The following is a 23,754-nucleotide window of genomic DNA, read 5'->3' as shown; positions in this document are numbered from 1 at the left end:
GGTCAGCCGCGGGCGGCGGCGACCACCTCGGCGACGGTCGCCTCGAAACGCTTGAGGCCTTCGGCGAGGTCTTCCTCGCTGATGATCAGCGACGGCGCGAAACGCACCACGTTCGGGCCGGCGACCAGGATCACCAGGCCGTGCTTGGCGGCGACGTTGACGAAGTCCTTAGCCTTGCCGGCCAGGTCGGCGGCGAGCTCGGCGCCGATCAGCAGGCCCTTGCCGCGCACGTCGCGGAAGGCGCGGTGCGTCTCGTTGATGCGCGCCAGGCCTTCGACGATCCGCTCGTGGCGCTTCTTGACGCCGCCGAGCACCTCGGGGGTGTTGACGATCTCGATCACCTTGTCGGCGACGGTGCACGCCAGCGGGTTGCCGCCGTAGGTCGAGCCGTGCGTGCCGACGACGAAGGACGCGGCGATGTCCTTGGTGGTCAGCATCGCGCCGACCGGGAAACCGTTGCCGAGCGCCTTGGCGCTGGTCAGGATGTCCGGCGTGACGCCGTAGTCCATGTAGGCGAACAGCGTGCCGGCGCGGCCGACGCCGATCTGCACTTCGTCGAAGATCAGCAGCGCGTTGTGGCGCGAGCACAGCTCGCGCAGCTTTTTCAGGTATTCCGGGGTGGCCGGCAGCACGCCGCCCTCGCCCTGCACCGGCTCGACGATCACCGCGCAGGTCGAATCGTCGATCGCCGCTTCGGCGGCGGCCAGGTCGTTGAACGCGATGTGCTCGAGGTCGCCCGGCAGCGGGGCGAAGCCCTCGGTGTATTTCGGCTGGCCGCCGACGCTGACGGTGAACAGCGTGCGGCCGTGGAAGGACTGCTTGCACGAGACGATCTTGCGCTTGGTCTCGCCGTAGTGGTCGTGCGCCCAGCGGCGCGCCAGCTTCAGCGCGGCCTCGTTGGCCTCGGCGCCCGAGTTGGCGAAGAACACGCGCTCGGCGAAGGTCGTCTCGGTCAGGCGGCGCGCCAGGCGCAGCGCCGGCTCGTTGGTGAAGGTGTTCGACAGGTGCCACAGGCGGTCGACCTGCTCGTGCAGCGCGCGGGTGACCTCCGGGTGGCGGTGGCCGAGGCTGGTCACCGCGATGCCGGCGGCGAAGTCGATGTATTCCTTGCCGTCCTGGTCGACGAGGCGCGAGCCCTCGCCGGACACCGGGATGAAAGCGGCCGGCGAATAATTGGGCACCATCACTTCGTCGAAAGTCTGACGATTCACTTCGGCGGACGACATATTCTCTCCTTCAGCATGGGGGTCGGATGCGACGAAAACCATTCTATTGCAGCCAGTTTTCGCCTCATCCGTAAAAACGACACGGTGCTTTCTATTTCTGCCAGATCGCGCAGCTCACTCCGGGCGGATGCCGTTCATTTCGGCCTGCAGCCGCTCCTCGCGCGGCGCGATGCCGAAATGGGCGCGATAGACGGTGGAAAAATGCGGACCGGACGAGAAGCCGCAGCACAGACCGATCTGCGCGACCGATTTATTGGTCCGCTGCAACAGGCCGCGCGCCTTCTCCAGACGCAACTGCAGGTAATAGCGCGACGGCGCGGTGTCGAGGTATTGCTTGAACAGGCGTTCGAGGTGGCGGCGCGACTGGCCGGTCAGGCGGGCGATCTCGTCGGTGGTCAGCGGTTCCTCGAGGTTCGCCTCCATCAGCATCACCGCCTCGGTCAGCTTGGGCTGGCGCTCGCCGAGCCGGCTCGCCAGCGGCACGCGCTGGCGCTCGCCGCTCGGCCGGATGCGCTCGACGCACAGCGCCTCGGCGACGCGCTCGGCCAACTCGGCGCCGTGGCGGCGGCCGATCAGCGCGAGCATGCCGTCGACCGCGGCGAGGCCGCCGCCGCAGCTGAAGCGGTCGCGGTCGATCTCGAACACGTGCTGACTGGCGATCACCTTGCGGAAGCGCTCGGCGAAGGCGGCGCCCTCGGACCAGTGTATCGTCGCGCGGTAGCCGTCGAGCAGGCCGGACGCCGCCAGCCACCACGCGCCGGCGTGCACGCCACCGACCAGCGCGGCGCGCTGCGCGTGGCGCACCAAGGCGGCCTGGAAGAACACCGCGTCGGCGAAACCGCCGACCGCCTCGGTGACGACCAGCAGCGCGTCGCAGGCGACGCCGTCGCGCAGCGCGCCGTGCACCGGCCACGCCAGCGCCGGCGCCAGCGCCACCGGCTGACCGTCCCACGAGTAGTAGCCGACCTCGTAGAGTCGGCGGCCGGCGAGCCGGTTGGCCAGCGCGAACGGCTCGGCGACGCTGCCGACGGCGAGCGCCGACAGCGGCGGCACGAGCACGAGGGCGACGCGGACGGGGTCTTCCATCACGCCTCCCGCCGCAGGCTGCATCGCGCCGGCATCACTTCAGGCTGCCGGTCAGGAACTGCTTGAGGCGCTCGCTCTTGGGCTGGTTCAGCACCACGTCCGGGTGTCCCTCCTCCTCGACGCGGCCCTGGTGCAGGAACACGACGTGGTTGGACACGTGGCGCGCGAAGCCCATCTCGTGCGTGACGACGACCATCGTCCGCCCCTCCTCGGCCAACGATTGCATCACCTTGAGCACCTCGCCGACCAGCTCGGGGTCGAGCGCCGAGGTCGGTTCGTCGAACAGCATCACCTCCGGCTCCATCGCCAGCGCCCGCGCGATCGCGACGCGCTGCTGCATGCCGCCGGACAGGTGCGACGGGTACTTGCCCTCGACGCTCTCGGGCAGGCCGACCTTGGCCAGATACTTCCTGGCGCGCGCGACCGCCTCGTCGCGCGGCACGCCCAGCACGTTGACCGGCGCCTCGACGATGTTCTCGAGCACCGTCATGTGCGCCCACAGGTTGAAGTGCTGGAACACCATCGACAGCTTGGTGCGCATCGCCTGCAGCTGCCGCGCGTCGGCGACGCGCAGCGCGCCCTTCTTGTCGCGCACGGTGCGGATCTGCTCGGCGTTGACGGTGATGCTGCCGGCGCACGGCTGCTCGAGGAAGTTGATGCAGCGCAGGAAGGTGCTCTTGCCCGAGCCGGACGAGCCGATGATGCTGATCACGTCGCCGGCGCGGGCCTTCAGCGACACGCCCTTGAGCACTTCGTGCTCGCCGTATTTCTTGTGCAGGTCGTCGACCACCAGTTTGTACATTTCGAGGACTCCGTAAGCTCAGTGCGATTGCGGCTTGAGGAAGGCCAGCCAGTGCATTTCGCAGCGGCGGAACAGCCAGACGAGGAAGAAGGCGATCACGGCGTACAGCGCGGCCGCGATGCCGAAGGCCTCGAACGACGCGTAGGTCGCCGAGTTGACGTCGCGCGCGACCTTGAGGATGTCGGGCACGGTCGCGGTGAACGCGACGGTGGTCGCGTGCAGCATCAGGATCACCTCGTTGCCGTAGAAAGGCAGCGCGCGGCGCAGCATCGACGGGATGATCACGCGGCGGTACATCGTGAAGGTCGACATGCCGTAGGCGCGCGCCGCCTCGATCTCGCCGTGCGGCGTCGAACGGATCGCGCCGGCGAAGATCTCGGTGGTATAGGCACAGGTGTTGAGCGCGAAGGCGAGCGCCGCGCAGTTGAAGCCCTCGCGGAAGAAGGTATTCAACAAATCGCTCGACTGCACCACCGACAGGCTGTAGACGCCGGTGTAGAACAGCAAGAGCTGGATGTAGAGCGGCGTGCCGCGGAACACATAGGTGTAGAACCACACCGGCCCGCGAACCCAGGGGTTTTTCGACACGCGCGCGACGGCGAGCGGCACCGACATCACGAAGCCGATCGCGACCGAGATCACCAGCAGCCACAGCGTCATCGCCAAACCCGACAGCTGGCCGCCGTCGTTCCACAGGTAAGCCTGCCAGTATTCCTGAACGATTTCGATCATAGTTCGGCCTTTCTGACGCCCACCGAATAGCGGCGCTCCAGCCGCATCAGCGCGACGTTGGACACGGTGGTGATCGCCAGATAGATCAGCGCGCCGACCACGGTGAAATAGAAGAACTGCATCGAGCCCTTGCCGGCATCCTGCGTCGCCTTGACGACGTCGGACAGGCCGATGATCGACACCAGCGCGGTCGCCTTGATCAGCACCTGCCAGTTATTGCCGATGCCCGGCAGCGCGAAGCGCATCATCTGCGGGAACAGCACGCGGCGGAACACCTTCCACGGCCCCATGCCGTAGGCGACGGCCGCCTCGAGCTGGCCGCGCGGCACCGACTGGAAGGCGCCGCGGAAGGTCTCGGTGAAGTAGGCGCCGTAGATGAAGGCCAGCGTGACGACGCCGGCGACGAAGGGGTCGATGTCGATCTGCTCGAGCTGCAGATACTCGGTGAACTCGTTGAGCAGCATCTGGATGCTGTAGAACAACAGCAGCATGATCACCAGATCCGGAATGCTGCGGATCAGCGTGGTATAGCCGGTGGCCAGCCCGCGCAGCGCACGGTTGGCCGACAGTTTGGCGCTGGCGCCGACCAGGCCGATCAGCACCGAGGCGGCGAGCGACAGCAGCGCGAGCTTGACCGTCGCCCAGGTGCCGCTGGCGATCAGCGGCCCGTAGCCTTCCAGGAACATTGCTTTCTCCTTCTGTTGACGACGCGGCGGTCCTCTCGTGCGAGGCTTCGGGACCGCTCACGCCCGCGGCCGCGCCCCGTCCGGCAGGGACGGAACGGGACGGCGCCGGGCGCCGCGCCCCAATGAAGGGGCGGCGCCCGAGGGGGCTCAGTGGTAGATGTCGAAGGAGAAGTATTTCTTCGAGAGGCGCTGGTAGGTGCCGTCCTTGTGCATGTCGGCGATCGCCTTGTTGATCAGGAGGCGCAGGTCGTTGTCCTCCTTCCTGAGGCCGACCGCGGTGCCGACGCCGAGGATCTTCACGTCGTTGAGGTTGCCGCCGGCGAAGCCGAAGTTGCGGCCCTGCGCGGTTTTCAGGAAGGCGGTATCGGCCAGCACGACCTCCTGCACGCTGCCGTCGAGGCGGCCGGACACCAGGTCGGCGAGCACCAGGTCGTTGTTCTGGTACGGCACGACGGTCACGCCCTTGCCGCCCCAGTGCGCCTTGGCGAAGCTCTCCATCACCGTACCCTGCTGCACGCCGATGCGTTTGCCCTTGAGCGATTCGACGGTCGGCTGGAGCGACGAGCCTTTCCTGGCGACCAGACGCACCGGGGTATTGAACAGCTTGTCGGAGAAGGCGATCTGCTCCTTGCGCTTGTCGGTCACCGACAGCGACGACAGGATGGCGTCGAACTTCTTGGCCTTGAGCGCCGGGATCATGCCGTCGAAGTCGTTCTCGACCCACACGCACTTGGCCTTGATCTTTTCGCAGATCGCGTTGCCCAGGTCGATGTCGAAACCGACCAGTTTGCCGTCGGCGGCCTTCGATTCGAACGGCGCGTAGTTGGCGTCGACGCCGAAGCGGACGACGTTCCACTCCTTGGCCATGACGCCGGTGGAGGCGAGGGCGAGGGCAACCGAGATGACAAGCTTCTTCATGGGGACTTCTCCGTAGACGGGTGTAACGGTGGCGGCGCGTCGGGCACGCCTTGTCTCGAGCCGGCCTTTATCGTGCGGCCGTGCTGCGCGCCGCTCGCCGGTCGCATCGACGGGCACGGCAAGGGGCTGGCGAGTGGATGTTTTCAGCAATTGCCCGTGCGGACAATCATGGGTCCGACCCTCGCCCCGTAGCTGCTGCAGCGCAACAAACGCGCGCAGGACAGCCAAAATCCCCTTTCCGATCAAGACCCTGAAACTTTTCGCCGCGCGCGCACCGCCCCTTCCCGGCGTGCGCGGCCGCGACCACATGTGTAGGCCGCTGTCGCTTTTGCGAAATTCCGGAACGCGACACACGACGCCCTGCGGTGGCGTTTCTGCCGCCACGGCGCGCCGGCCGCTCCCGGCATGCCCACGAGACGGACGCGGGCATTCGGTGTACATTGCCGCCTTTCCTACCCCTTGCGCCGCCAGTTCGCATGTCGCTCAAGCAGAAAACCGTCCTTCTCGTCATGTTGTCGCTGCTGTCGCTGGCCGCCGTCGGCGCGCTGCTGCTCCACCAGTCGCGGCAGTTGGCCGAGCAGCAGGTCGCGCTGCTCGAGGAGCGCCTCTACGCCGCGCACCGCGCCGAGCTCAAGCACTACGTCGAGCTCGCGCTGGCCGCGATCAGGCCGCTGTACGAATCGGGACGCGACGACGCGGCGACCCGCGAACAGGCCAAGGCCCTCCTCGCCGGCCTCGACTACGGCGACGACGGCTACTTTTTCGCCTACGACACCGGCGGCAATAGCCTGGTCCACCCGCGCAAGCCCGAGCTGGTCGGCCACAATCTGTGGGCGCTGACCGACCCGCACGGCCGTCAGGTAATCCAGGCGCTGCTGCACACCGCGCGGCGCGGCGACGGCTTTGCCCGCTACGAATGGGAAAAGCCGTCGACCGGCAAGCTGACCGGCAAGCTCGGCTACGTCGTGCATCTGCCGCGCTGGGACTGGATGATCGGCACCGGCGTCTACCTCGACGACGTCGAGCGCGAGATCAGCGCCTCGCGCGCAAAGACGCGCGCCCGCATCGACGCGACGCTGGGCGGCGTCGCCGCGCTGGGCCTTTGCGCCCTGCTGCTGGTGCTGGCCAGCGCTGTCGCGCTCAACGTCGCCGAGCGGCGCCGCACCGCCAGCCGGCTCGGCGCGCGGGCACGGCGGCTGCTCGACGCGCAGGAGGCGGAACGGAGCCGGATCGCGGCCGCGCTGCGCGACGGCCTCGGCCAACGTCTGGAGGCGGCCCGGATCGCGCTCGAACACGCCGCCGCCCGCGACGACGGCGCCGCGCTGGCCGCCAGCCACTCCGCCCTGCTCGCCGCGCTCGACGACACCCTCCGCCTCGCGCAGACGCTGCAGCCGGCGGCGCTCGACGCCGAAACGCTGGCGGAGGCGATCGCGCGCGCCGCCCGCGACGCCGAGACCGCCCACGGCGTCCGCGTGACGGTCGACAACCGCCTCGGCCGCTTCGCGCCGCAGGCGCCTCAGGCGCTCGCGCTGTCCCGCCTCGCCGGCGATGCGCTCGCCCTCGTCGCCGTTCGCGAAGGCACGCGGGCCGCGAGCGTCGAGCTGCACGAGGACGGCGGCACGCTGTGCCTCACGGTACGCGGACACGGCGGCGCGAATCGCGGCGGGCGTAGCGACGAGGCGCTGCTGCAGGCGCTGCGCGACCGGGCCGAGCCGCTCGGCGGCCGCGTCGCGTCGACCGCGTCGCGCGACGGCGCCGCGATCGCCATCCGGTTGCCGGCGACGGCGCCCCGGACCGCCGCGCCGGAAGCTCGCTAGCCGGGCGCCGGCGGGCCGCTCTGCACGGCGCGTCCGTCATGCACGCGCTTGTCACGATGGAAAGCGGCCCGCATCGCCCACCGGCAAGACGATGTTGCGGCAGGCCGGGTTTGGAATGAAAATGCAGTGCAGCAACCCGCTCCGGGCATGCCCATCAAATGCGATTGTGAGTAAGGCTGTGAGTAACGGACCTGGCCCCAACGCAAGCAAACATGACAAATTCAGCGCCTTAGGTCACAAAATGCTTCTGATGATCGACAACTACGACAGCTTCACCTACAACCTGGTGCAGTACTTCGCCGAACTCGGCCAGGAGGTGAAGGTGTTCCGCAACGACGAGATCAGCCTCGACGAGATCGCCGCGCTCAAGCCGCAGTACCTGGTCGTCTCGCCCGGCCCGTGCACGCCGAACGAAGCCGGCGTGTCGCTCGCCGCGATCGAGCGTTTCGCCGGCGAGATTCCCATCCTCGGCGTCTGCCTCGGCCATCAGAGCATCGGCCAGGCCTTCGGCGGCAAGGTGGTGCACGCCCAGCAACTGATGCACGGCAAGACCTCGCCGGTGCACCATCTGGACGCCGGCGTGTTCCGCGGCCTGCCCAACCCGGTGACCTGCACCCGCTACCACAGCCTGGTGATCGAGCGCGCGAGCCTGCCCGACTGCCTCGAGGTCACCGCGTGGACCGACGACGGCGAGATCATGGGCGTGCGCCACAAGACGCTGCCGGTCGAGGGCGTGCAGTTCCACCCGGAGTCGATCCTGACCCAGCACGGCCACGACATGCTGTCGAACTTCCTGAGGGAACACGCCTGACGCGCCGGCCGGGCGGCCGGGCTCCGGCCGTCGCCCCTCTGCCCTCCCCCGAAACCGAACCCGACAAGGATTGCGATGATCACCCCCCAGGCCGCCCTCAACCGACTGATCGATCAGAACGAACTCTTCTACGACGAAATGCTCGACCTGATGCGGCAGATCATGAGCGGCGAGGTGTCGCCGGTGCTGACCGCGGCGATCCTGGTCGGCTTGCGCGTCAAGACCGAATCGGTATCCGAGATCGCCGCCGCGGCGACCATCATGCGCGAATTCGCCACCCCGGTGCCGGTGGCCGACCGTAGCCACCTGCTGGACATCGTCGGCACCGGCGGCGACAAGGCGCACACCTTCAACATCTCGACGACGACGATGTTCGTCGCCGCTGCCGCCGGCGCGCGCGTCGCCAAGCACGGCGGCCGCGCGGTGTCGTCGAGCTCCGGCAGCGCCGACGTGCTCGAATCGCTCGGCGTGCGGCTCGACCTGACGCCGGAACAGGTCGGCGCGACGATCGACGCGGTCGGCGCCGGCTTCATGTTCGCGCCCAACTACCACAGCGCGATGCGCCACGTCGCGCCGATCCGAAAAGAGCTCGGCGTGCGCACCATCTTCAACATCCTCGGGCCGCTGACCAACCCGGCCAACGCCGAGTGCCAGCTGATGGGCGTGTTCCACCCCGACCTCGTCGGCATCCAGGCGCGCGTGTTGAAGCAGCTCGGCAGCCGCCACGTGCTGGTGGTGCACGGCCGCGACGGTCTGGACGAGATCACCATCGCCGACAAGACGCTGGTCGCCGAGCTGAAGGACGGTCGCGTCGAGGAATACGAACTCGACCCGACCCGCTACGGCTTCACGCTGACCGACGACCTCAAGCCGATCCGCGTCGCCGGCGCCGACGAATCGCGCGCGATGGTGCTGGCGGTGCTCGACGGCGACGAGGGCCCGCACCGCGACATCGTGCTCTTGAACGCCGCCGCCGCGCTGTACGCCGCCGACGTCGCCGCCGACTTCGGCGAGGGCATCGAGCGCGCGCGCGCCGCGATCGACTCGGGCGCCGCGCGCGCCAAGCTCGCCGAGCTGGTCGCATTCGGCCAGGCGCTGTGAACCCCGACGCTCGGCCGACGTCGGCCGAGCCCCCCCGCATCCAGCTCAAACCCAGGACACCATCCGACATGGCGACCCTATCCAAAGACATCTTCAAGGCCTACGACATCCGCGGCATCGTCGGCAAGACGCTGACGCTCGACGCCGCACGGCTGATCGGCCGCGCGATCGGCAGCGAGGCGCGCGCGCGCGCGGTCAAGGCGATCGTGATCGGCCGCGACGGCCGGCTGTCCGGGCCCGACCTCGCCGAGGCGCTCGCCGAAGGGATCCGCGCCACCGGCGTCGACGTGATCGACGTCGGCCGCGTCGCGACGCCGATGCTCTACTTCGCCGCGCACGAACTGGGCACGCTGTCCGGCGTGATGGTGACCGGCAGCCACAACCCGCCCGAGTACAACGGCTTCAAGATGATGCTGGCCGGCGACACGCTCGCCGGCGACGCGATCCAGGCGCTCTACGCGCGCATCCGCGACAAGGATTTCGTCGACGGCGCAGGCGGCTACCGCACGCACGACATCGTCGAGGCCTACCTGAAGCGCATCGTCGGCGACGTCAAGCTCGAACGCCCGATGAACATCGTGATCGACTGCGGCAACGGCGTGCCGGGCGCCTTCGCGCCGCTGCTGTTCCGCCGCCTCGGCTGCCGCGTGCGCGAGCTGTTCTGCGAGGTCGACGGCAGCTTCCCGAACCACCACCCGGACCCGGCCAAGCCCGAGAACCTCGCCGACGTGATCGACGCGCTCGCCAAGACCGACGCCGAACTCGGCCTCGCCTTCGACGGCGACGGCGACCGCCTCGGCGTGGTCACCAAGGAAGGCAACATCATCTGGCCGGACCGCCAGCTGATGCTGTTCGCCGCCGACGTGCTCGAGCGCAACCCGGGCGCCAAGGTGATCTACGACGTGAAATCGACGCGCCTGTTGGCGCCGTGGATCCGCGACAACGGCGGCGAACCGGTGATGGCGCGCACCGGTCACAGCTTCATCAAGGCGGCGATCAAGGAAACCGGCGCGCTGGTCGCCGGCGAGATGAGCGGCCACGTGTTCTTCAAGGAGCGCTGGTACGGCTTCGACGACGGCCTGTACGCCGGCGCGCGCCTTCTGGAGGTGCTGTCGCGCGTCGACGACCCGAGCGAGCTGCTGAACGCGCTGCCGAACGCGATCTCGACGCCGGAGCTGAACCTGAAGATGGCCAAGGAAGGCGACAACCACGCGCTGATCGCCCGCCTGCAACAGAGCGCGCGCTTCGACGGCGCCGCCGAGGTGATCACCCTCGACGGCCTACGCGTCGAGTACCCGGACGGCTTCGGCCTGGCGCGCGCGTCGAACACCACGCCGGTGATCGTGCTGCGCTTCGAGGCCGACACCGAGGACGCGCTCGAGCGCATCAAGGCCGACTTCCGCCGCGTGCTCGCCGCCGAGACGAAGGCCAAGCTGCCGTTCTGATCGCGGTTTTTTCTATCGAGGTTGGCCGAGCCCCCAAGGCTCGGCCAACCTTTGTCATTCAAGGAAACATCCATGTACAGCCAAGCCGCCGAAACCCTCTTCACCGTGCGCGACCTCGTGCGCTTCGCGGTGTCGCGCTTCAACGAGGCCGGCCTCTTCTACGGCCACGGCACCAGCAACGCCTACGACGAGGCCGCCTACCTGATCCTCAAGACGCTGAACCTGCCGATCGACCGCCTCGAACCCTTCCTCGACGCGCGCCTGCTGCCGCAGGAGGTGAAGGACGTGCTCGAGCTGGTCGAGCGCCGCGCGGTCGAGAAGGTGCCGGTCGCCTACCTGACGCACGAGGCGTGGCAGGGCGACTTCAGCTTCTACGTCGACGAGCGCGTGCTGGTGCCGCGCTCCTTCATCTACGAACTGCTCGGCGAGCCGCTCGCGCCGTGGATCGAACACCCGGAACTGGTGCACCGCGCGCTCGACCTGTGCACCGGCTCGGGCTGCCTGGCGATCCAGATCGCGCACCACTACCCGGACGCCGAGGTCGACGCGGTCGACCTGTCGCTCGACGCGCTCGAGGTCGCCAGCGTCAACGTGCAGGACTACGGCCTCGAGGAGCGCGTGCAGCTGATCCACACCGACCTGTTCGCTGGGCTAGAGGAAAGCTACGACCTGATCGTCTCCAACCCGCCCTACGTCGACGAGGACGCGATGGACGAGCTGCCCGACGAGTACCGCCACGAGCCGGAAATGGCGCTCGGTTCGGGCGAGGACGGCCTCGACCACACGCGCGCCATCCTCGCGGAAGCCGCCGCGCGCCTCAACCCGAAGGGCGTGCTGCTGGTCGAGATCGGCCACAACCGCGAGGTGCTCGAGGCGGCCTACCCGCAGCTGCCCTTCGTGTGGCTCGAGACCAGCGGCGGCGACGGCTTCGTGTTCCTCCTGACGCGCGAGGACCTGGTCGCGGCGGGCCTCGGCCAACCCTGGCCCGCAGACGAGGACGGTGCCGACGCGGAATAAGCCCGCTCGGCCCTTGCGGCGCCGCGACCAAACAAACAGCCCGGCATGAAAACCGGGCTGTTTGTTTGGCAGCACGCGCCCATCAGCGGCCGAAGCCGAACTGCGTCACCAGCATCGTCGCGGTGAAGAACATCACCGCCGCGATCACGCCGTCGAGCACACGCCAGCTTCGGGGCGACTCGAACCACGGCGCGAGCCGGCCGGCGCCGACGCCGATCGCGAGGAACCACAGGCAGGACGCGGTGCTGGCGCCGAGGATGAACGACAGCTTGGCCGCCGCGCCGTACACCGACGACACGCTGCCGATCAGCACCACCGTATCGAGCCAGACGTAGGGGTTGAGCAAGGTCACGACGAGGATGGTGCGGATCGCGTTACGCTTGCCGCGCTCGACGTCGCCGGCTGCGTCGAGCGCCCTGGGCGTGAAGGCCGCGCGCAAGGACTTGACGCCCAGCCACGCGATGAAGGCCGCACCGCCCCACACCACCCAGCGCATCAGCGCCGGATGGCCGGCGACCCAGCCGCCGACGCCGAGCACGCCGGCCGAGATCAGCAGGATGTCGCAAGCGATGCAGATCGCGACGATGGGCAGCACGTGGCTGCGGCCTATGCCCTGGCGGATCACGAAGGCGTTTTGCGGGCCGATGCCGACGATCTGGCTGGCGGTGATCCCGAGGGCGGAAAGGTAGACGGCGAAATCCATGGCGGCATCCTGTGGCGGGCGGCAGAAGCGATGCCGACAAGGTAGCCGGAAGCCGGAATTAAGTTAAATTCATTGTTATGATGAGATATCAGCAAAACTAATATTGCTCATGCTCGACCCCAAACACCTCGAAGCGCTCGCCGCCGTGGTCGACAGCGGCGGCTTCGACAAGGCCGCCGAACGGCTGTTCATCACCCAGTCGGCGGTATCGCAGCGCATCCGCCAGCTCGAGGAGCGGCTCGGCCAACCGGTGCTGACGCGCACGCTGCCGGTCGGCACCACCGCGCTCGGGCGCCGCCTTTTGCAGCACTACCGGCAGATCCACCTGCTCGAGGCCGAGCTGTTCGACAGCCTCGAGACGCCGCAGCAAGGCGCCGGCTGGACGCGGCTGGCGCTCGGCGTCAACAACGACAGCCTGGCGACCTGGTTCGTCGCCGCGATCGCGCCGGTATGCCGCGCCGAGCGGGTGCTGATCGACGTGGTGCTCGACGACCAGGACTACACGCTCGAGCTGATGCGCCAGGGCCACGTGCTCGCCTGCGTCAGCACCCGGCCGCGGCCGGTACAGGGCGGCGACTGCCTGCCGCTGGGCGTGATGCGCTACCACGGCATGGCCTCGCCCGACTTCGCGCGCCGCCATTTCCCGGACGGGCCGCGCGCCGAACGCTTCGCCGCGGCGCCGGCCATCGTGTTCAGCGCGAAGGACGACATGCAGACCGAGTACCTGGCGCGCGTCGCCGGCTACCGCGGCGACTACCCCAGGCTGACGCTGCCGTCGCCGCAGAGCATCCTCGAGGCGGTGCGGCTGGGGCTGGGCTGGAGCATGGTGCCGGCGTCGATGGCGCAGCCGGCGCTCGCGGCCGGCGAACTGCTCGACCTCGCCCCCGGTCACACCATCGACCTGGCGCTCTACTGGCACCGCTGGCGCGGCGAATCGCGGCTGATGCGCACGCTGGCCGCCGCGCTCGAGCACGCCTGCCGCGCCGCGCTCCTCCCTATCGAAAACGAGGATTTACCCGGTCCCGACGCTGTCATAAGATGACAACCTTCAAGACAGGCACGCACCTTCATGTTCGATTTCAAGAAACTGGTCAGCTCGCTGGTCAGCCGCAACGGCCCCCAGTCGAGCCTCACGCAGTCCGCGACGACGCTGGTCAACGCGCTGCCCGAGGCCGAGTACGCCGGCGCGCTGGTCGAGATCGTCAAGTCGATCGCCAAGATCAACGCCGACACCGAGATCTCGCTGAAGGAGAGACTCAAGACCCTGCTCTATATCGACGAGCGTACCCACGTCATCCACACCCAGCTGTGCGACGACTTCCTCGCCGGCAAGGCCGGCGTGAAGTCCTTCCAGCCGAGCATCCTCGCCTACCTGCAGCAGCTCTCCAAGGCCTACCTGATCTGCCTGAAGCTGCAGCAGGGCAACCCGCAGCCGGCGCTGGCGGCCGACATCCGGCTGGCGACCGCGCGCGCGCTCAACCACCAGATGCGGCTGACGCTGTGGAACGCGCTGAATTACCTGAACTCCGACGGCCAGCTCTGGCAGCAGGGCTACCGGCTCTACCTGTCGGCCGAGGAACAGGGCTGCGAACGCCAGCCGATCCGGCTTTACGAGAGCGAGCGCGAGGAAACCAGCTGCGAGCAGATCCTGCTGCGCGGCGCGATGCTCAAGCTGGCGCAGACCGACAACCTGCGCCCGGTCGAGATCGTCGCGGTCGAGCGGCTGCTCGGCGGTCTGGCCGGCTGCACCCGCTTCGAGCGGCAGGCCAACCTCGTCGACGAGCCGGTCTTCCTGCTCGACCTCGAGGCCGCCGCGCCGCCGCAAACCATGCGGCGCGGCATGCTCGGCCCAGGCGTGCGCTACTGGTCGGGCCAGCCGTTCGCGAACCGGCTGGCCGACATCATGCTCGACCTCGACAAGGGCCTGCCGCCGCTGCTGACGCAGACGCGGCTGCGCCTGTCCGAGCACGAATGGGAGCAATTGTGCGCCAAGCTCGCGACGCGCTGGGCGCGCGACGGCGGCGTATCGCTGCGCAAGTCCGAACGCTCGCCCCAGTTGAAGCAGGCCGAGGTCGACGTCGGTTTCGAGCGCATCGCCTTTCTCGCCAAGGTGCAGCAGCCGGCGCACGCGACCGACGGCAGCCACGAGGACTGGCGCATCCAGGACGTCAGCCAGACCGGCATGGGCCTGAACTTTTACGGACGCGACATCGAGCCGCTCGCGCTGGGTCGGCTGCTGTGCGTGCGCGAGAGCGGCGGGACGCCGCAACTGGGCGTGATCCGCCGCATCGCGCGCGAAAGCTCGGGCAATGCGCGCGTCGGCGTCGAGCTGCTCGGCCACTCGCCGATCGCGGTGTCGTTGACCGACCCGGCGCTGCCGGACATGGACCCGCAGCACGGCCTTTACATCACCCAGCCGAACTCGGTCGGCGGCCGGCGCTGGTTCCTGCTGCCGCGGGGCCTGGCCGAGCCGCAGCGCGAACTGGTGCTGACCGTGCAGGGCCAGTCCTACCGGATCCGCCTGAAGGCGCCGCTCACGCCCTTCGGCGACTGCGCGCACAGCGACTTCGACACCCTCGCCCGGCTGTAAGGCCTCGGCCAACCCTCCCCCGCGCCCGGCTCCGCCGGGCGTTTTTCATGGCGCCGCACCGGGACGAAAAAAACCCGCCGACGCGCGGCGGGGTTCAAGCATCCGGAACCGGCTTGCCGCGTGCGGCCGCCCCGTCCCGGTCGGATCGTCCGGTTTTACAGCACTTCGAGGATGCCGGCGGCGCCCATGCCGGTGCCGATGCACATCGTCACCATGCCGTAGCCGCTCTGGCCGCGGCCCCGCATGCCGTGGATCAGCGTCGCCGCGCGGATCGCACCGGTCGCGCCCAGCGGGTGGCCCAGCGCGATCGCGCCGCCGTGCGGGTTGACGACGTTCGTGTCCAGATCGAGGTCGCGGATCACCGCCAGCGCCTGCGCGGCGAACGCCTCGTTGAGCTCCATCCACTTGATGTCGGACAGCGCGAGGCCCGCCTGCCCGAGCGCGGCCGGGATCGCCTCCTTCGGACCGATGCCCATGATCGCCGGCGGCACGCCCTTGACCGAGAAGGTGACGTAGCGCGCCAGCGGCGTCAGGTTGAACTGCTTGAGGATCTTTTCCGACACCAGGATCACCGCGCCGGCGCCGTCGGACATCTGCGAGCTGTTGCCGGCGGTCACCGAGCCCTTGGCGTCGAACACCGGCTTGAGCCTGGCGAGGCCCTCGAGCGAGGTGTCGGCGCGCGGGCCCTCGTCGGTGGTCAGCGTCTTTCGCACATGCTCGACCTCGCCGGTCGCGAGGTTGGGCACGCGGTAGGTGACGTCGAGCGGGCTGATCTCCGCCTTGAACGCGCCGCTCTCGATCGCGGCCAGCGCGCGGCGGTGCGATTCGACCGCGAAGGCGTCCTGGTCCTCGCGCGACACGCCCCACTGCTGGGCGACCTTCTCGGCGGTCAGGCCCATGCCGTAGGCGATGGCGTAGTTTTCGTCGCGGGCGAAGATTTCCGGGTTCAGCGCGACCTTGTTGCCCATCATCGGCACCAGCGACATCGACTCGGAACCGGCCGCGATCACCACGTCCGCTTCGCCGAGGCGGATGCGGTCGGCGGCCATCTGCACCGCGTTGATGCCGGACGAGCAATAGCGGTTGATCGTCACGCCGCCGACGGTATCGGGCAGGCCGGCCAGCAGCACGCCGATGCGCGCCATGTTGAGGCCCTGCTCCGCCTCGGGGAAGGCGCAGCCGACCACGCAGTCGGCGATCAGTTTCGGGTCGAGCGCCGGCACCTGCGCCAGGGCGCCGGTGATGACGTGGGCGAGCATGTCGTCCGGGCGCACGTGGCGCATCATGCCGCGCGGCGCCTTGCCGACCGGCGTGCGGGTGGCGGCGACGATGTAAGCTTCCTGTACTTGCTGGGTCATGTGGTGTTCTCCTGCGGCCCGGTCGGCTCGGGGGCCGGCCGGGCGTCTGATCGTCTCGGTGTTAGTTGCGCAGCGGCTTGCCGGTGGTCAGCATGTTGGCGATGCGGTCCTGCGTCTTGCCGTTTTTCAGCAGCTGCATGAAGCCCTTGCGCTCCAGGTCGAGGATCCACTGCTCGTCGACCTCGGTGCCGGCTTCGACGTCGCCGCCGGTCATCACGTCGGCGATCAGGCTGGCGATGGTGAAGTCGTACTCGCTGATGAAGCGGCCCTCGAACATGTTCAGCAACTGGCCCTTGATCGACGCGGCGCCGGCGCGGCCGGCGACCGGGAAGCCCTTGACCTTCAGCGGCGGGCGATAGCCGGCCTCGGCCATCGCGAGCGCCTGTTGTTTGGCGACGTACAGAAGCTCGTAGGCGTTGAACACCACCGTGTCGGTCTTCCTGAAGTAGCCGATCTCCTGCGCCTCGACCGCGCTGGTGGCGACCTTGGCGGTCGCGACCGCCATGAAGTAGTCCTTCAGCGCCGGCAGGATGTCGCCGCGCGCCTCTTGTGCGGCGCGCAGCGCGAATTCCTTGCAGCCGCCGCCGCCCGGCAACAGGCCGACGCCGACCTCGACCAGGCCGACGTAGGATTCGAGCGCGGCGACCACCTTGTCGCAGTGCATCGCGAACTCGCAGCCGCCGCCGAAGGCGTAGCCCTGCGTCGCGGCGACGGTCGGCACCTGGCTGTAGCGCAGCCGCATCGACGTCTGCTGGAAGCGGCGCACGGTGGCGTCGATCGCGTCCCAGTCGCCCATCATGAAGGCCGGCATCATCGACGCGAGGTCGGCGCCGACCGAGAACGGCTCCTCGGTCTGCCAGATCACCAGGCCCTTGAAGCGCGCCTCGGCGATGTCCAGCGCGGTGTTCAGGCCGTCGAGCACGTCCGGGCCGATCGCGTGCGCCTTGGACTTGAACGACACCACCAGCACCTCGTCGCCGGTGGTGAAGGCGCGCACGCCGTCGTTCTCGAACACGGTCTCGCCCAGGGGCGCGCTCGCCTCGCCGAGCACCCTGGCCGGCGCGAGCTGGCGCGCGTAGACGTCGAGCGTCGAGCGGCCGACGCGCTTGCCGCTGGCGGCGTCAAAGGAGCCGTCGGCGAAATGCACGCCGACGCGGTCGGCTTCGAGCACCCAGGCCGGAAGGTTGGCCGAGGCCAGCGCCTTGCCGGCCTTCACATCCTCGTCGACCCAGCGGGCGACCTGCTGCCAGCCGGCGGCCTGCCAGGTCTCGAACGGGCCGACGCTCCAGCCGAAGCCCCAGCGGATCGCGAAGTCGACGTCGCGCGCCGAGTTGGCGATGTCGGCCAGGTGGTAGCCGATGTAATGAAACACGTCGCGGAAGCATGCCCACAGGAACTGCGCCTGCGGATGTTCGCTTTCGCGCAGTTTGCGGAATTTCTCCGCCGGGTCGGCGATTTTCAGGATGTCCTTGACCGCGTCGTCGCCCTTCTCGCCGGCGCCGACGTAGTCGCCCTTGGCCGGGTCGACGACGAACATCTGCTTGCCGTCCTTCTTGTAGATGCCGGCCTTCGTCTTGGCGCCCAGGGCGCCGGCGGCGATCAGCTTTTGCAACCATTCGGGCGACTTGAACAGGCCGTGCCACGGGTCGTCGGGCAGCGTGTCCTGCATGGTTTTCACCACGTGGGCGAAGGTGTCGAGGCCGACGACGTCGGCGGTGCGGAAGGTCGCCGACTTCGGGCGGCCGAGGCGCGGGCCGGTCAGGTCGTCGACCACGTCGAAGCGGATGCCGAATTTCTCGGCGTTGGCGATGGTCGCCAGCATCGAGAACACGCCGATGCGGTTGGCGACGAAGTTCGGCGTGTCCTTGGCGCGGATCACGCCCTTGCCGAGCGTCGAGACGAGGAAGCGCTCGAGGTGGTCGAGCATGGCCGCGTCCGAGCTCGCGCACGGGATGATCTCGACCAGGTGCATGTAGCGCGGCGGGTTGAAGAAGTGCACGCCGCAGAAGCGCGGACGCACGCCCTCCGGGCAGGCCTCGGCCAAGGTGTTGATCGACAGGCCGGAGGTGTTGGTCGCGAAGATGGTGCGCTCGCCCAGGTGCGGCGCGACCTTGTGGTAGAGGTCGGCCTTCCAGTCGATGCGCTCGGCGATCGCCTCGATCACCAGGTCGCACTCCTTCAGAAGATGCAGATGCTCCTCGTAGTTGGCCGGCTGGATGTACTGCTCGAGGCCCTTGCCCGCCAGCGGCGACGGCTTCTGTTTCTTCAGACCGTCGATCGCTTTCTTGACGATGCCGTTCTTGTCGCCCTCGCGGGCCGGCAGATCGAACAGGATCGTCGGCACCTTGGCGTTGACCAGATGGGCGGCGATCTGCGCCCCCATCACGCCGGCGCCGAGCACGGCGACCTTGCGTACGATGAACTTGGATTCAGACATGGTTTCCTCGATGGTGTCTATGGACATCAGACGGCAGCGCCCCTCGTGCCTGCCTTGTTATTGTCGGGCGGGACGCGACGCCCCGCCCTCGCCTTACCGCCTATGCGGTTCAGAAACTGTGGTTGTACTGGACACCCACGATCTGCGCGTGGCTCCTGTATTCGGCCGAGCCGTTGGTCTTGCTCGACACGCAAGCGACCGCCGCCGCGTTCGCGCCGCCGCAATAGCCGTTGACGTTGGCCTTGGCATCCTTGATATGGATATAGCTGTACGCCAGGTTGACCGAGCTTTGCTTGCTCAACTCGTACTTGCCGCCGAGCGACAGCCAGATGCGGTCGTTGTCCGGCAGCGTCGACAGGCGGTGCGCGTCGTCCGGCACCGGCGACTGGTCGTAGGCGACGCCGAAGCGCAACTGCAGCGGGTCGGTGACCTGGTAGGACGCGCCGAGCGACACCTTGTAGGTGTCCTTCCAGTCGGGCACCAGGATGGTCTTGTTGCTCGTGCTGCCGTTGACGACCTTGGTGTTCTCGTACTCGATTTGGACGCGGTCGAAGCGCGAGTGGCGGGTCCAGGTCACGTCGCCGAACAGGTTCCACCGCGGATCGAGCCTGTGCATGCCGTGCAGCGACAGCGACTCGGGGGTCACGACGTCGACCTTGGCGCCTTCGTTGTCCTTGTAGCCCAACGCGTTCGGCGTCGTGGAGTAGGCGGCGCTCTTGCTCCACTTCGCGGTGCCGTCCAGCGTGTGCTTGACCTTCGAGCGGTAGCTCAGGCCGACGCGGCTGCGGTCGCTCACGTCCCACAGCCAGCCGGCGGTGAAGCCGAAGCCCCAGTCGTCGCCCTCGACCTCCGCGTAGCCGTCGTTGGCGCCGTTGCCGCCGCCTCCCGGGAAGGCGCCGAAGTTCGCGAACTGGCGCAGCGTCGCCTTCGCATACTGCGCCAGCAGGCCGACGCCGAAGGCGTGCTGTTCGTTCAGCTTGATCGACAGCGCCGGGTTGACGTCTAGCGTTTTCAGCCCGGTCTGGTTGACGTTGTAGCGCAGCACCGAATCGCGCTGGTACTCGGTCTCGGACGCGTAGGGCACGTAGACGCCGACGCCGACCGCGAAGCGCTCGTCGATCTTGTGCGTCAGGTAAAGATGGGGCACCGCGACCAGGTCGTCGGTCAGCTTGCCGCTGTCACGCCCCTGGATGGCCTGCTGCGCGCCCGGCGCGCCGGGGTAGAAGCCTTGGGCATTACGGTATTTGACGCTCGGCGCGACCAGGTTCAGCGCACCCGAGACTTGCGTGCCGGATAGCTTGGACATCCCGGCGGCGTTGTAGAAGATGGTGCTGGCGTCGGCCGCCTCCGCCGCGCTGGCGTTGGCGGTGGCTTGCGCGCTGACCGACTGGGTGCCGAAGTGGTAACCGGACGCGACGGCTTGGGCGGAGAACAGGCTGGCGGCCGATCCCAGCAACATGACCGACAGGCTGAGCTGCTTCAACTTCATGTGTTATCCCTCTCTGCATTGCTCGTTGCATGTTGTTCGCGAAGTCGATTGTGTCATCGACTGCAATCGATACTAGCGACAGCCCGGGCCCTTTGCCAGCATTTTCAAGCTATTGTTCCAAACATTCGTTTAATTACAACACGAAAGTATTTCCTTGAAAATATCGGCAGTAATTCGCCCACTTCTGCAGTAATCGTTTTAAAGAGCAAGGCAGAAACAGCGCAGGCACGGCTCACGCCGTGCCTGCGGTCACGGCGGCCCGCGTCAGAACACCAGCCTTTCCAGCAGACCGTCGTCGTGGTGGGTCAGCGACTTGTCGAAGTCGTCGACCATGATCACGTCGCGCTTGAGCTTGCGCGCGCGCGCCACCGCGTCGAATTCGGCCTGGCTGATCTGGCCGGCGGCCAGCGCCTCGGCCAACCTTTCGCGGCTGGTCAGCGACCGGAACTTGCCGTCGCGCGTCAGTTTGCGCAGCTTCTGCTCGACCGGCTCGGTCGCGACGACGGCCTTGAGCGCCGGCTGCAACACGCCGACCGGGTCGCGCTCGTCGTCGGGGACGAACATGCCGCGCGTCAGCCGTTCGCGGGTGCCGCCCTCTTCCATCAGCGCACGGGCGACGCGGGTACCGGTACGGTCGGACGGCTGCTTGAGCGTCAGACCCCAGGGGAAAATCACGCGGCGCAACAGGAAGGCGAGCGGACGGTTCGGCAGGTTGGCGAGGAAGCCGTCCATCGCCTGCTGCAGGTCGTACAGCGCCGACTCGACCGACCACTGGAGTACGGCGAGGTCTTCTTTCTGCGCGCCCTCGCGCTCGAAGCGCTTCAGGCACGCCGACGCGATGTAGAGGTTGGACAGCATATCGCCCAGGCGCGCCGACAGCTTCTCGCGGAATTTCAGCGAGCCGCCGAGGCTGAACATCGCCATGTCGGACAACAGCGCGAAGGCGCTGGAAAAACGCGTCAGCTGTTTGTAGTAGCGGGCGGTCTCGCCGCCACGCGGCGCGCCGACGAGGCGCGCGCCGGTGAGGCCCATCCACAGCGAGCGGACGAAGTTGGAGACGACGAAGCCGATGTGGCCGGTGATCGCGTCGTCGAACTCGCGGCCGTCGCCGGCCATCGCGGCCTTCATCTCGCGCAGCACGAACGGATGGCAGCGGATCGCGCCCTGGCCGTAGATGATCATCGAACGGGTCAGGATGTTGGCGCCCTCGACGGTGATCGCGATCGGGATCGCCTGGTAGGCGCGTGCCAGGTAGTTGCGCGGACCGAGCACCACCGCGCGGCCGCCGTGCACGTCCATCGCGTCGTTCAGCGCTTTGCGCATGCGCTCGGTGTTGTGGTACTTGAGCACCGCCGACAACACCGACGGCTTTTCGCCCATGTCGAGGCCGGTCAGCGCGAGGTCCTGCGACGCTTCCATCTGGTAGGTGAAGCCGCCGATGCGCGCCATCGCCTCGTCGACGCCCTCGAACTTGCCGATCGGCAGGCCGAACTGGTCGCGGATGCGCGCGTAGGCGCCGGTGGTGAAGCTGGCGACCTTGCCCGAGGCGACCGACATCGCCGGCAGAGAGATGCAGCGGCCGACCGACAGACACTCGACCAGCATGCGCCAGCCCTGGCCGACGTACTCCTGGCCGCCGATCACCCACTCCATCGGGATGAACACGTCGCGGCCCCAGGTCGGGCCGTTCATGAAGGCCGAGCCGCCCGGAAAATGACGGCGACCGATCTCGACGCCGCCGTGCTCGGTCGGCACCAGCGCGCAGGTAATGCCGATGTCTTCCTTGTCGCCCAGAAGGCGTTCCGGGTCGTAGAGCTTGAACGCGAGGCCGAGGATGGTCGCCACCGGCGCCAGCGTGATCCAGCGCTTTTCCCAGCTGACGCGGATGCCGAGCACGTCCTCGTGGCGCTGGCCGCTGCGCGGGTCGGTATAGGAGCCGCGGCAGACGTAACCGTAGTCGGGGATCGCGCCGGCGTCGGAACCGGCGTAGGGGCTGGTCAGCGCGAAGCACGGGATCTCCAGCCCCTTCGCCAGACGCGGCAGGTAGTAGTTTTTCTGTTCTTCGGTGCCGTAGTGCTGCAACAGCTCGCCCGGGCCGAGCGAGTTGGGCACCATCACCGTCACCGCCGCCGAGCCGCCGCGGGTGGCGATCTTGGTGACGACCTTGGCGTGCGCGTAGTTGGAGAATTCGAGACCACCGTACTGCTTCTTGACGATCATGCCGAGAAAGCCGTGGTCCTTGATGAAGTTCCACACCTCTTCCGGCAGGTCTTTGTCCTCGTGGGTGATCTTCCAGTCGTCGATGAGCTTACACAGCTCCTCGGTCGGGCCGTCGAGAAAGGCCTGCTCCTCGGCGCTAAGCTTCGGGTCGGGGAAGGACAGGAGCTTGTTCCAGTCGGGCTTGCCGGAGAACAGGTCGCGGTCCCACCAGACGGTACCGGCGTTGATCGCCTCCTGCTCGGTCTGCGACATCGGCGGGGTGATCTTTCTGAACACGCCGAACACCGGGCCGGTGAACACGGCGCGGCGCAAGGGCGGCAGGTTCAGCACCGCGGCGACGACGGCGAACGCTGCCCAGACCGCGACCGGCACGGCGACGCCGAAGCCGAACTGCAAGCCCAGCAACCAGGCGGCGACGCCCAGCGTCCAGACGACGACGGGCGCGCGAAAGTAGGCCAGCGCGCCGATCAGGACTAAAAGGATGATGGCGGATTGCATTGTGTGTTTTCCTCGTGTTGACCCTTTGTTAGCCGAAAAGGGTATGGATCCCGCCGGAGTCCGCTGGTGGCCGCTTTGCGCGTGTCTCGCCGGCAGACTCCTTCGTTCCCTAACTGCTGGAAGGCGTGTTCAAGCCCGCCACCACGAAGGGGACCAGATGCTTGACGATCATGTCCGGGTCGCGCGCGGACACGACCTGGCTGCGCACGAAGATCTTCAGCACGTCGTTGCCGGCGAAGGCGTTGAACATCAGGCTGAAGGCGAAATGCATGCGCCAGGCCAGTTCCTCGCCGCCGAGCGCCGGCAGCGCGCGCTCGAAGGCGCGGCTGTAGCGCTGTACGAACTCGCTGTACTGCTGCGACAACGTTTCGCGCAGCAGGCGGTGGTTTTCCACCAGCGTGCGCGACAGCAGCCGCACGAACATCGCGCCGCCCTTGTTGGGGTCCTTCGACAGCGCGAGCGCCGGACGAATGAAGGTCATCACCAGCGCCTCGATCGACAGCGCCCTGCCGCCGGCTTCTTCGGCGTCGAGCTCGGCGATGCAGCCGGCCAGAAGCGGACCGAGCCGACGGGTGAACACCGACTCGAACAAGGCGTCCTTGGAGCCGAAGTGGTAGTTCACCGCGGCGAGGTTGACGCCGGCCTGCTGGGTGATCATGCGCAGCGAGGTCGCCTCGAAGCCATGCTCGACGAACAGCCGCTCGGCCACGTCGAGGATGCGGGTTGAGGTATCGGAGCGATTCGCTTCCATGCTCTGGTTTGCCTTGGGTTGCTCGGTTTGATTTGCCTGATCCATACTGACCTTCGAACAAGCGTTT

General features: G+C 67.9%; 19 protein-coding genes. 7 read left to right on the top strand and 12 right to left on the bottom strand.

The annotated features are described in order from the left end of the window. Positions 1-2: 2 nt before the first annotated feature. From EV683_RS07655 to EV683_RS07630, 6 genes are all read right to left on the bottom strand, one after another. Entirely contained in the window at positions 3-1,226 is a 1,224-nt protein-coding gene (locus tag EV683_RS07655; protein WP_131862392.1) for an aspartate aminotransferase family protein, read from the bottom strand. 114 nt (positions 1,227-1,340) lie between these two features. Continuing rightward, positions 1,341-2,312, bottom strand: coding sequence for a GlxA family transcriptional regulator (locus tag EV683_RS07650; protein WP_131862391.1), 972 nt, complete (start codon positions 2,310-2,312; stop codon positions 1,341-1,343). A 34-nt stretch (positions 2,313-2,346) separates the two neighbouring features. Next, positions 2,347-3,114: an ABC transporter ATP-binding protein gene (locus EV683_RS07645; RefSeq protein WP_066609786.1), complete on the bottom strand. Its 768-nt coding sequence runs from the start codon at positions 3,112-3,114 to the stop codon at positions 2,347-2,349. Between the two features lie 18 nt (positions 3,115-3,132). Next, positions 3,133-3,846 (bottom strand): ABC transporter permease, encoded by a 714-nt coding sequence (locus EV683_RS07640; protein ID WP_131862390.1) that lies wholly within the window; start codon positions 3,844-3,846, stop codon positions 3,133-3,135. Then, entirely contained in the window at positions 3,843-4,532 is a 690-nt protein-coding gene (locus EV683_RS07635) for an ABC transporter permease (protein WP_066609795.1), read from the bottom strand. The genes EV683_RS07640 and EV683_RS07635 overlap by 4 nt, the downstream gene beginning before the upstream one ends. Positions 4,533-4,679: 147 nt before the next feature. Beyond that, the gene (locus tag EV683_RS07630) at positions 4,680-5,450 is read right to left on the bottom strand and encodes an ABC transporter substrate-binding protein (RefSeq protein WP_066609797.1); all 771 of its coding nucleotides are present in this window, start codon (positions 5,448-5,450) and stop codon (positions 4,680-4,682) included. Positions 5,451-5,926: 476 nt separating this feature from the next. Here EV683_RS07630 and EV683_RS07625 point away from each other — a divergent pair, with 476 nt between their 5' ends. The 5 genes from EV683_RS07625 to prmB all read left to right on the top strand — a co-directional run bounded on the left by EV683_RS07625 (position 5,927) and on the right by prmB (position 11,641). Beyond that, positions 5,927-7,267 carry a cache domain-containing protein gene (locus EV683_RS07625; RefSeq protein ID WP_131862389.1) on the top strand — a complete coding sequence of 447 codons (1,341 nt, stop codon included), beginning with the start codon at positions 5,927-5,929 and terminating at the stop codon, positions 7,265-7,267. Between the two features lie 241 nt (positions 7,268-7,508). After that, positions 7,509-8,078 (top strand): aminodeoxychorismate/anthranilate synthase component II, encoded by a 570-nt coding sequence (locus EV683_RS07620; RefSeq protein ID WP_066609803.1) that lies wholly within the window; start codon positions 7,509-7,511, stop codon positions 8,076-8,078. A gap of 75 nt (positions 8,079-8,153) precedes the next feature. After that, positions 8,154-9,179 carry an anthranilate phosphoribosyltransferase gene (gene trpD / locus EV683_RS07615; RefSeq protein WP_066609805.1) on the top strand — a complete coding sequence of 342 codons (1,026 nt, stop codon included), beginning with the start codon at positions 8,154-8,156 and terminating at the stop codon, positions 9,177-9,179. A gap of 68 nt (positions 9,180-9,247) precedes the next feature. Continuing rightward, a complete protein-coding gene (locus tag EV683_RS07610; protein ID WP_131862388.1) occupies positions 9,248-10,624 on the top strand; it encodes a phosphomannomutase/phosphoglucomutase in 1,377 nt (458 codons plus the stop codon). Between the two features lie 72 nt (positions 10,625-10,696). Next, a complete protein-coding gene (gene prmB / locus EV683_RS07605; RefSeq protein WP_131862387.1) occupies positions 10,697-11,641 on the top strand; it encodes a 50S ribosomal protein L3 N(5)-glutamine methyltransferase in 945 nt (314 codons plus the stop codon). 82 nt (positions 11,642-11,723) lie between these two features. On the opposite strand, the gene EV683_RS07600 is transcribed toward prmB, so the two are convergent. After that, the gene (locus EV683_RS07600) at positions 11,724-12,344 is read right to left on the bottom strand and encodes a LysE/ArgO family amino acid transporter (RefSeq protein ID WP_131862386.1); all 621 of its coding nucleotides are present in this window, start codon (positions 12,342-12,344) and stop codon (positions 11,724-11,726) included. Positions 12,345-12,453: 109 nt separating this feature from the next. Between EV683_RS07600 and EV683_RS07595 the strand changes: the two genes are divergently transcribed. After that, positions 12,454-13,386, top strand: a complete 933-nt coding sequence (locus EV683_RS07595; protein WP_131862385.1) for a LysR family transcriptional regulator ArgP — start codon at positions 12,454-12,456, stop codon at positions 13,384-13,386. Positions 13,387-13,413: 27 nt separating this feature from the next. Continuing rightward, positions 13,414-14,934, top strand: coding sequence for a PilZ domain-containing protein (locus tag EV683_RS07590; protein ID WP_131862384.1), 1,521 nt, complete (start codon positions 13,414-13,416; stop codon positions 14,932-14,934). A gap of 155 nt (positions 14,935-15,089) precedes the next feature. Here the strand turns inward: EV683_RS07590 and EV683_RS07585 are convergent, their stop codons facing one another. The 5 genes from EV683_RS07585 to EV683_RS07565 all read right to left on the bottom strand — a co-directional run bounded on the left by EV683_RS07585 (position 15,090) and on the right by EV683_RS07565 (position 23,687). Beyond that, complete coding sequence (locus EV683_RS07585) at positions 15,090-16,292, bottom strand: acetyl-CoA C-acyltransferase (RefSeq protein ID WP_131862383.1); 1,203 nt, start codon at positions 16,290-16,292, stop codon at positions 15,090-15,092. 61 nt (positions 16,293-16,353) lie between these two features. Then, complete coding sequence (locus EV683_RS07580; RefSeq protein ID WP_131862382.1) at positions 16,354-18,729, bottom strand: 3-hydroxyacyl-CoA dehydrogenase/enoyl-CoA hydratase family protein; 2,376 nt, start codon at positions 18,727-18,729, stop codon at positions 16,354-16,356. 109 nt (positions 18,730-18,838) lie between these two features. Then, positions 18,839-20,218, bottom strand: coding sequence for an OmpP1/FadL family transporter (locus EV683_RS07575; protein ID WP_131862381.1), 1,380 nt, complete (start codon positions 20,216-20,218; stop codon positions 18,839-18,841). A 264-nt stretch (positions 20,219-20,482) separates the two neighbouring features. Continuing rightward, positions 20,483-22,936, bottom strand: a complete 2,454-nt coding sequence (locus EV683_RS07570; RefSeq protein ID WP_131862380.1) for an acyl-CoA dehydrogenase — start codon at positions 22,934-22,936, stop codon at positions 20,483-20,485. 109 nt (positions 22,937-23,045) lie between these two features. Then, a complete protein-coding gene (locus tag EV683_RS07565; RefSeq protein WP_131862379.1) occupies positions 23,046-23,687 on the bottom strand; it encodes a TetR/AcrR family transcriptional regulator in 642 nt (213 codons plus the stop codon). Positions 23,688-23,754: the final 67 nt, after the last annotated feature.

It is taken from the genome of Crenobacter luteus, from assembly GCF_004345725.1.
GTDB classification, from domain to species: domain Bacteria; phylum Pseudomonadota; class Gammaproteobacteria; order Burkholderiales; family Chromobacteriaceae; genus Crenobacter; species Crenobacter luteus.
The sequence above is the reverse complement of the archived record's forward strand: the minus strand, read 5'-3'. Positions and strand labels throughout refer to the sequence as shown.

Coding starts and splice junctions, on each gene's coding strand:
- EV683_RS07565 (WP_131862379.1), bottom strand. CDS start 23,687: ATGGAAGCGAATCGCTCCGATACCTCAACCCGCATCCTCGACGTGGCC.
- trpD (WP_066609805.1), top strand. CDS start 8,154: ATGATCACCCCCCAGGCCGCCCTCAACCGACTGATCGATCAGAACGAA.
- EV683_RS07625 (WP_131862389.1), top strand. CDS start 5,927: ATGTCGCTCAAGCAGAAAACCGTCCTTCTCGTCATGTTGTCGCTGCTG.
- EV683_RS07650 (WP_131862391.1), bottom strand. CDS start 2,312: ATGGAAGACCCCGTCCGCGTCGCCCTCGTGCTCGTGCCGCCGCTGTCG.
- EV683_RS07655 (WP_131862392.1), bottom strand. CDS start 1,226: ATGTCGTCCGCCGAAGTGAATCGTCAGACTTTCGACGAAGTGATGGTG.
- EV683_RS07585 (WP_131862383.1), bottom strand. CDS start 16,292: ATGACCCAGCAAGTACAGGAAGCTTACATCGTCGCCGCCACCCGCACG.
- EV683_RS07600 (WP_131862386.1), bottom strand. CDS start 12,344: ATGGATTTCGCCGTCTACCTTTCCGCCCTCGGGATCACCGCCAGCCAG.
- EV683_RS07630 (WP_066609797.1), bottom strand. CDS start 5,450: ATGAAGAAGCTTGTCATCTCGGTTGCCCTCGCCCTCGCCTCCACCGGC.
- prmB (WP_131862387.1), top strand. CDS start 10,697: ATGTACAGCCAAGCCGCCGAAACCCTCTTCACCGTGCGCGACCTCGTG.
- EV683_RS07610 (WP_131862388.1), top strand. CDS start 9,248: ATGGCGACCCTATCCAAAGACATCTTCAAGGCCTACGACATCCGCGGC.
- EV683_RS07645 (WP_066609786.1), bottom strand. CDS start 3,114: ATGTACAAACTGGTGGTCGACGACCTGCACAAGAAATACGGCGAGCAC.
- EV683_RS07575 (WP_131862381.1), bottom strand. CDS start 20,218: ATGAAGTTGAAGCAGCTCAGCCTGTCGGTCATGTTGCTGGGATCGGCC.
- EV683_RS07620 (WP_066609803.1), top strand. CDS start 7,509: ATGCTTCTGATGATCGACAACTACGACAGCTTCACCTACAACCTGGTG.
- EV683_RS07580 (WP_131862382.1), bottom strand. CDS start 18,729: ATGTCTGAATCCAAGTTCATCGTACGCAAGGTCGCCGTGCTCGGCGCC.
- EV683_RS07570 (WP_131862380.1), bottom strand. CDS start 22,936: ATGCAATCCGCCATCATCCTTTTAGTCCTGATCGGCGCGCTGGCCTAC.
- EV683_RS07595 (WP_131862385.1), top strand. CDS start 12,454: ATGCTCGACCCCAAACACCTCGAAGCGCTCGCCGCCGTGGTCGACAGC.
- EV683_RS07640 (WP_131862390.1), bottom strand. CDS start 3,846: ATGATCGAAATCGTTCAGGAATACTGGCAGGCTTACCTGTGGAACGAC.
- EV683_RS07635 (WP_066609795.1), bottom strand. CDS start 4,532: ATGTTCCTGGAAGGCTACGGGCCGCTGATCGCCAGCGGCACCTGGGCG.
- EV683_RS07590 (WP_131862384.1), top strand. CDS start 13,414: ATGTTCGATTTCAAGAAACTGGTCAGCTCGCTGGTCAGCCGCAACGGC.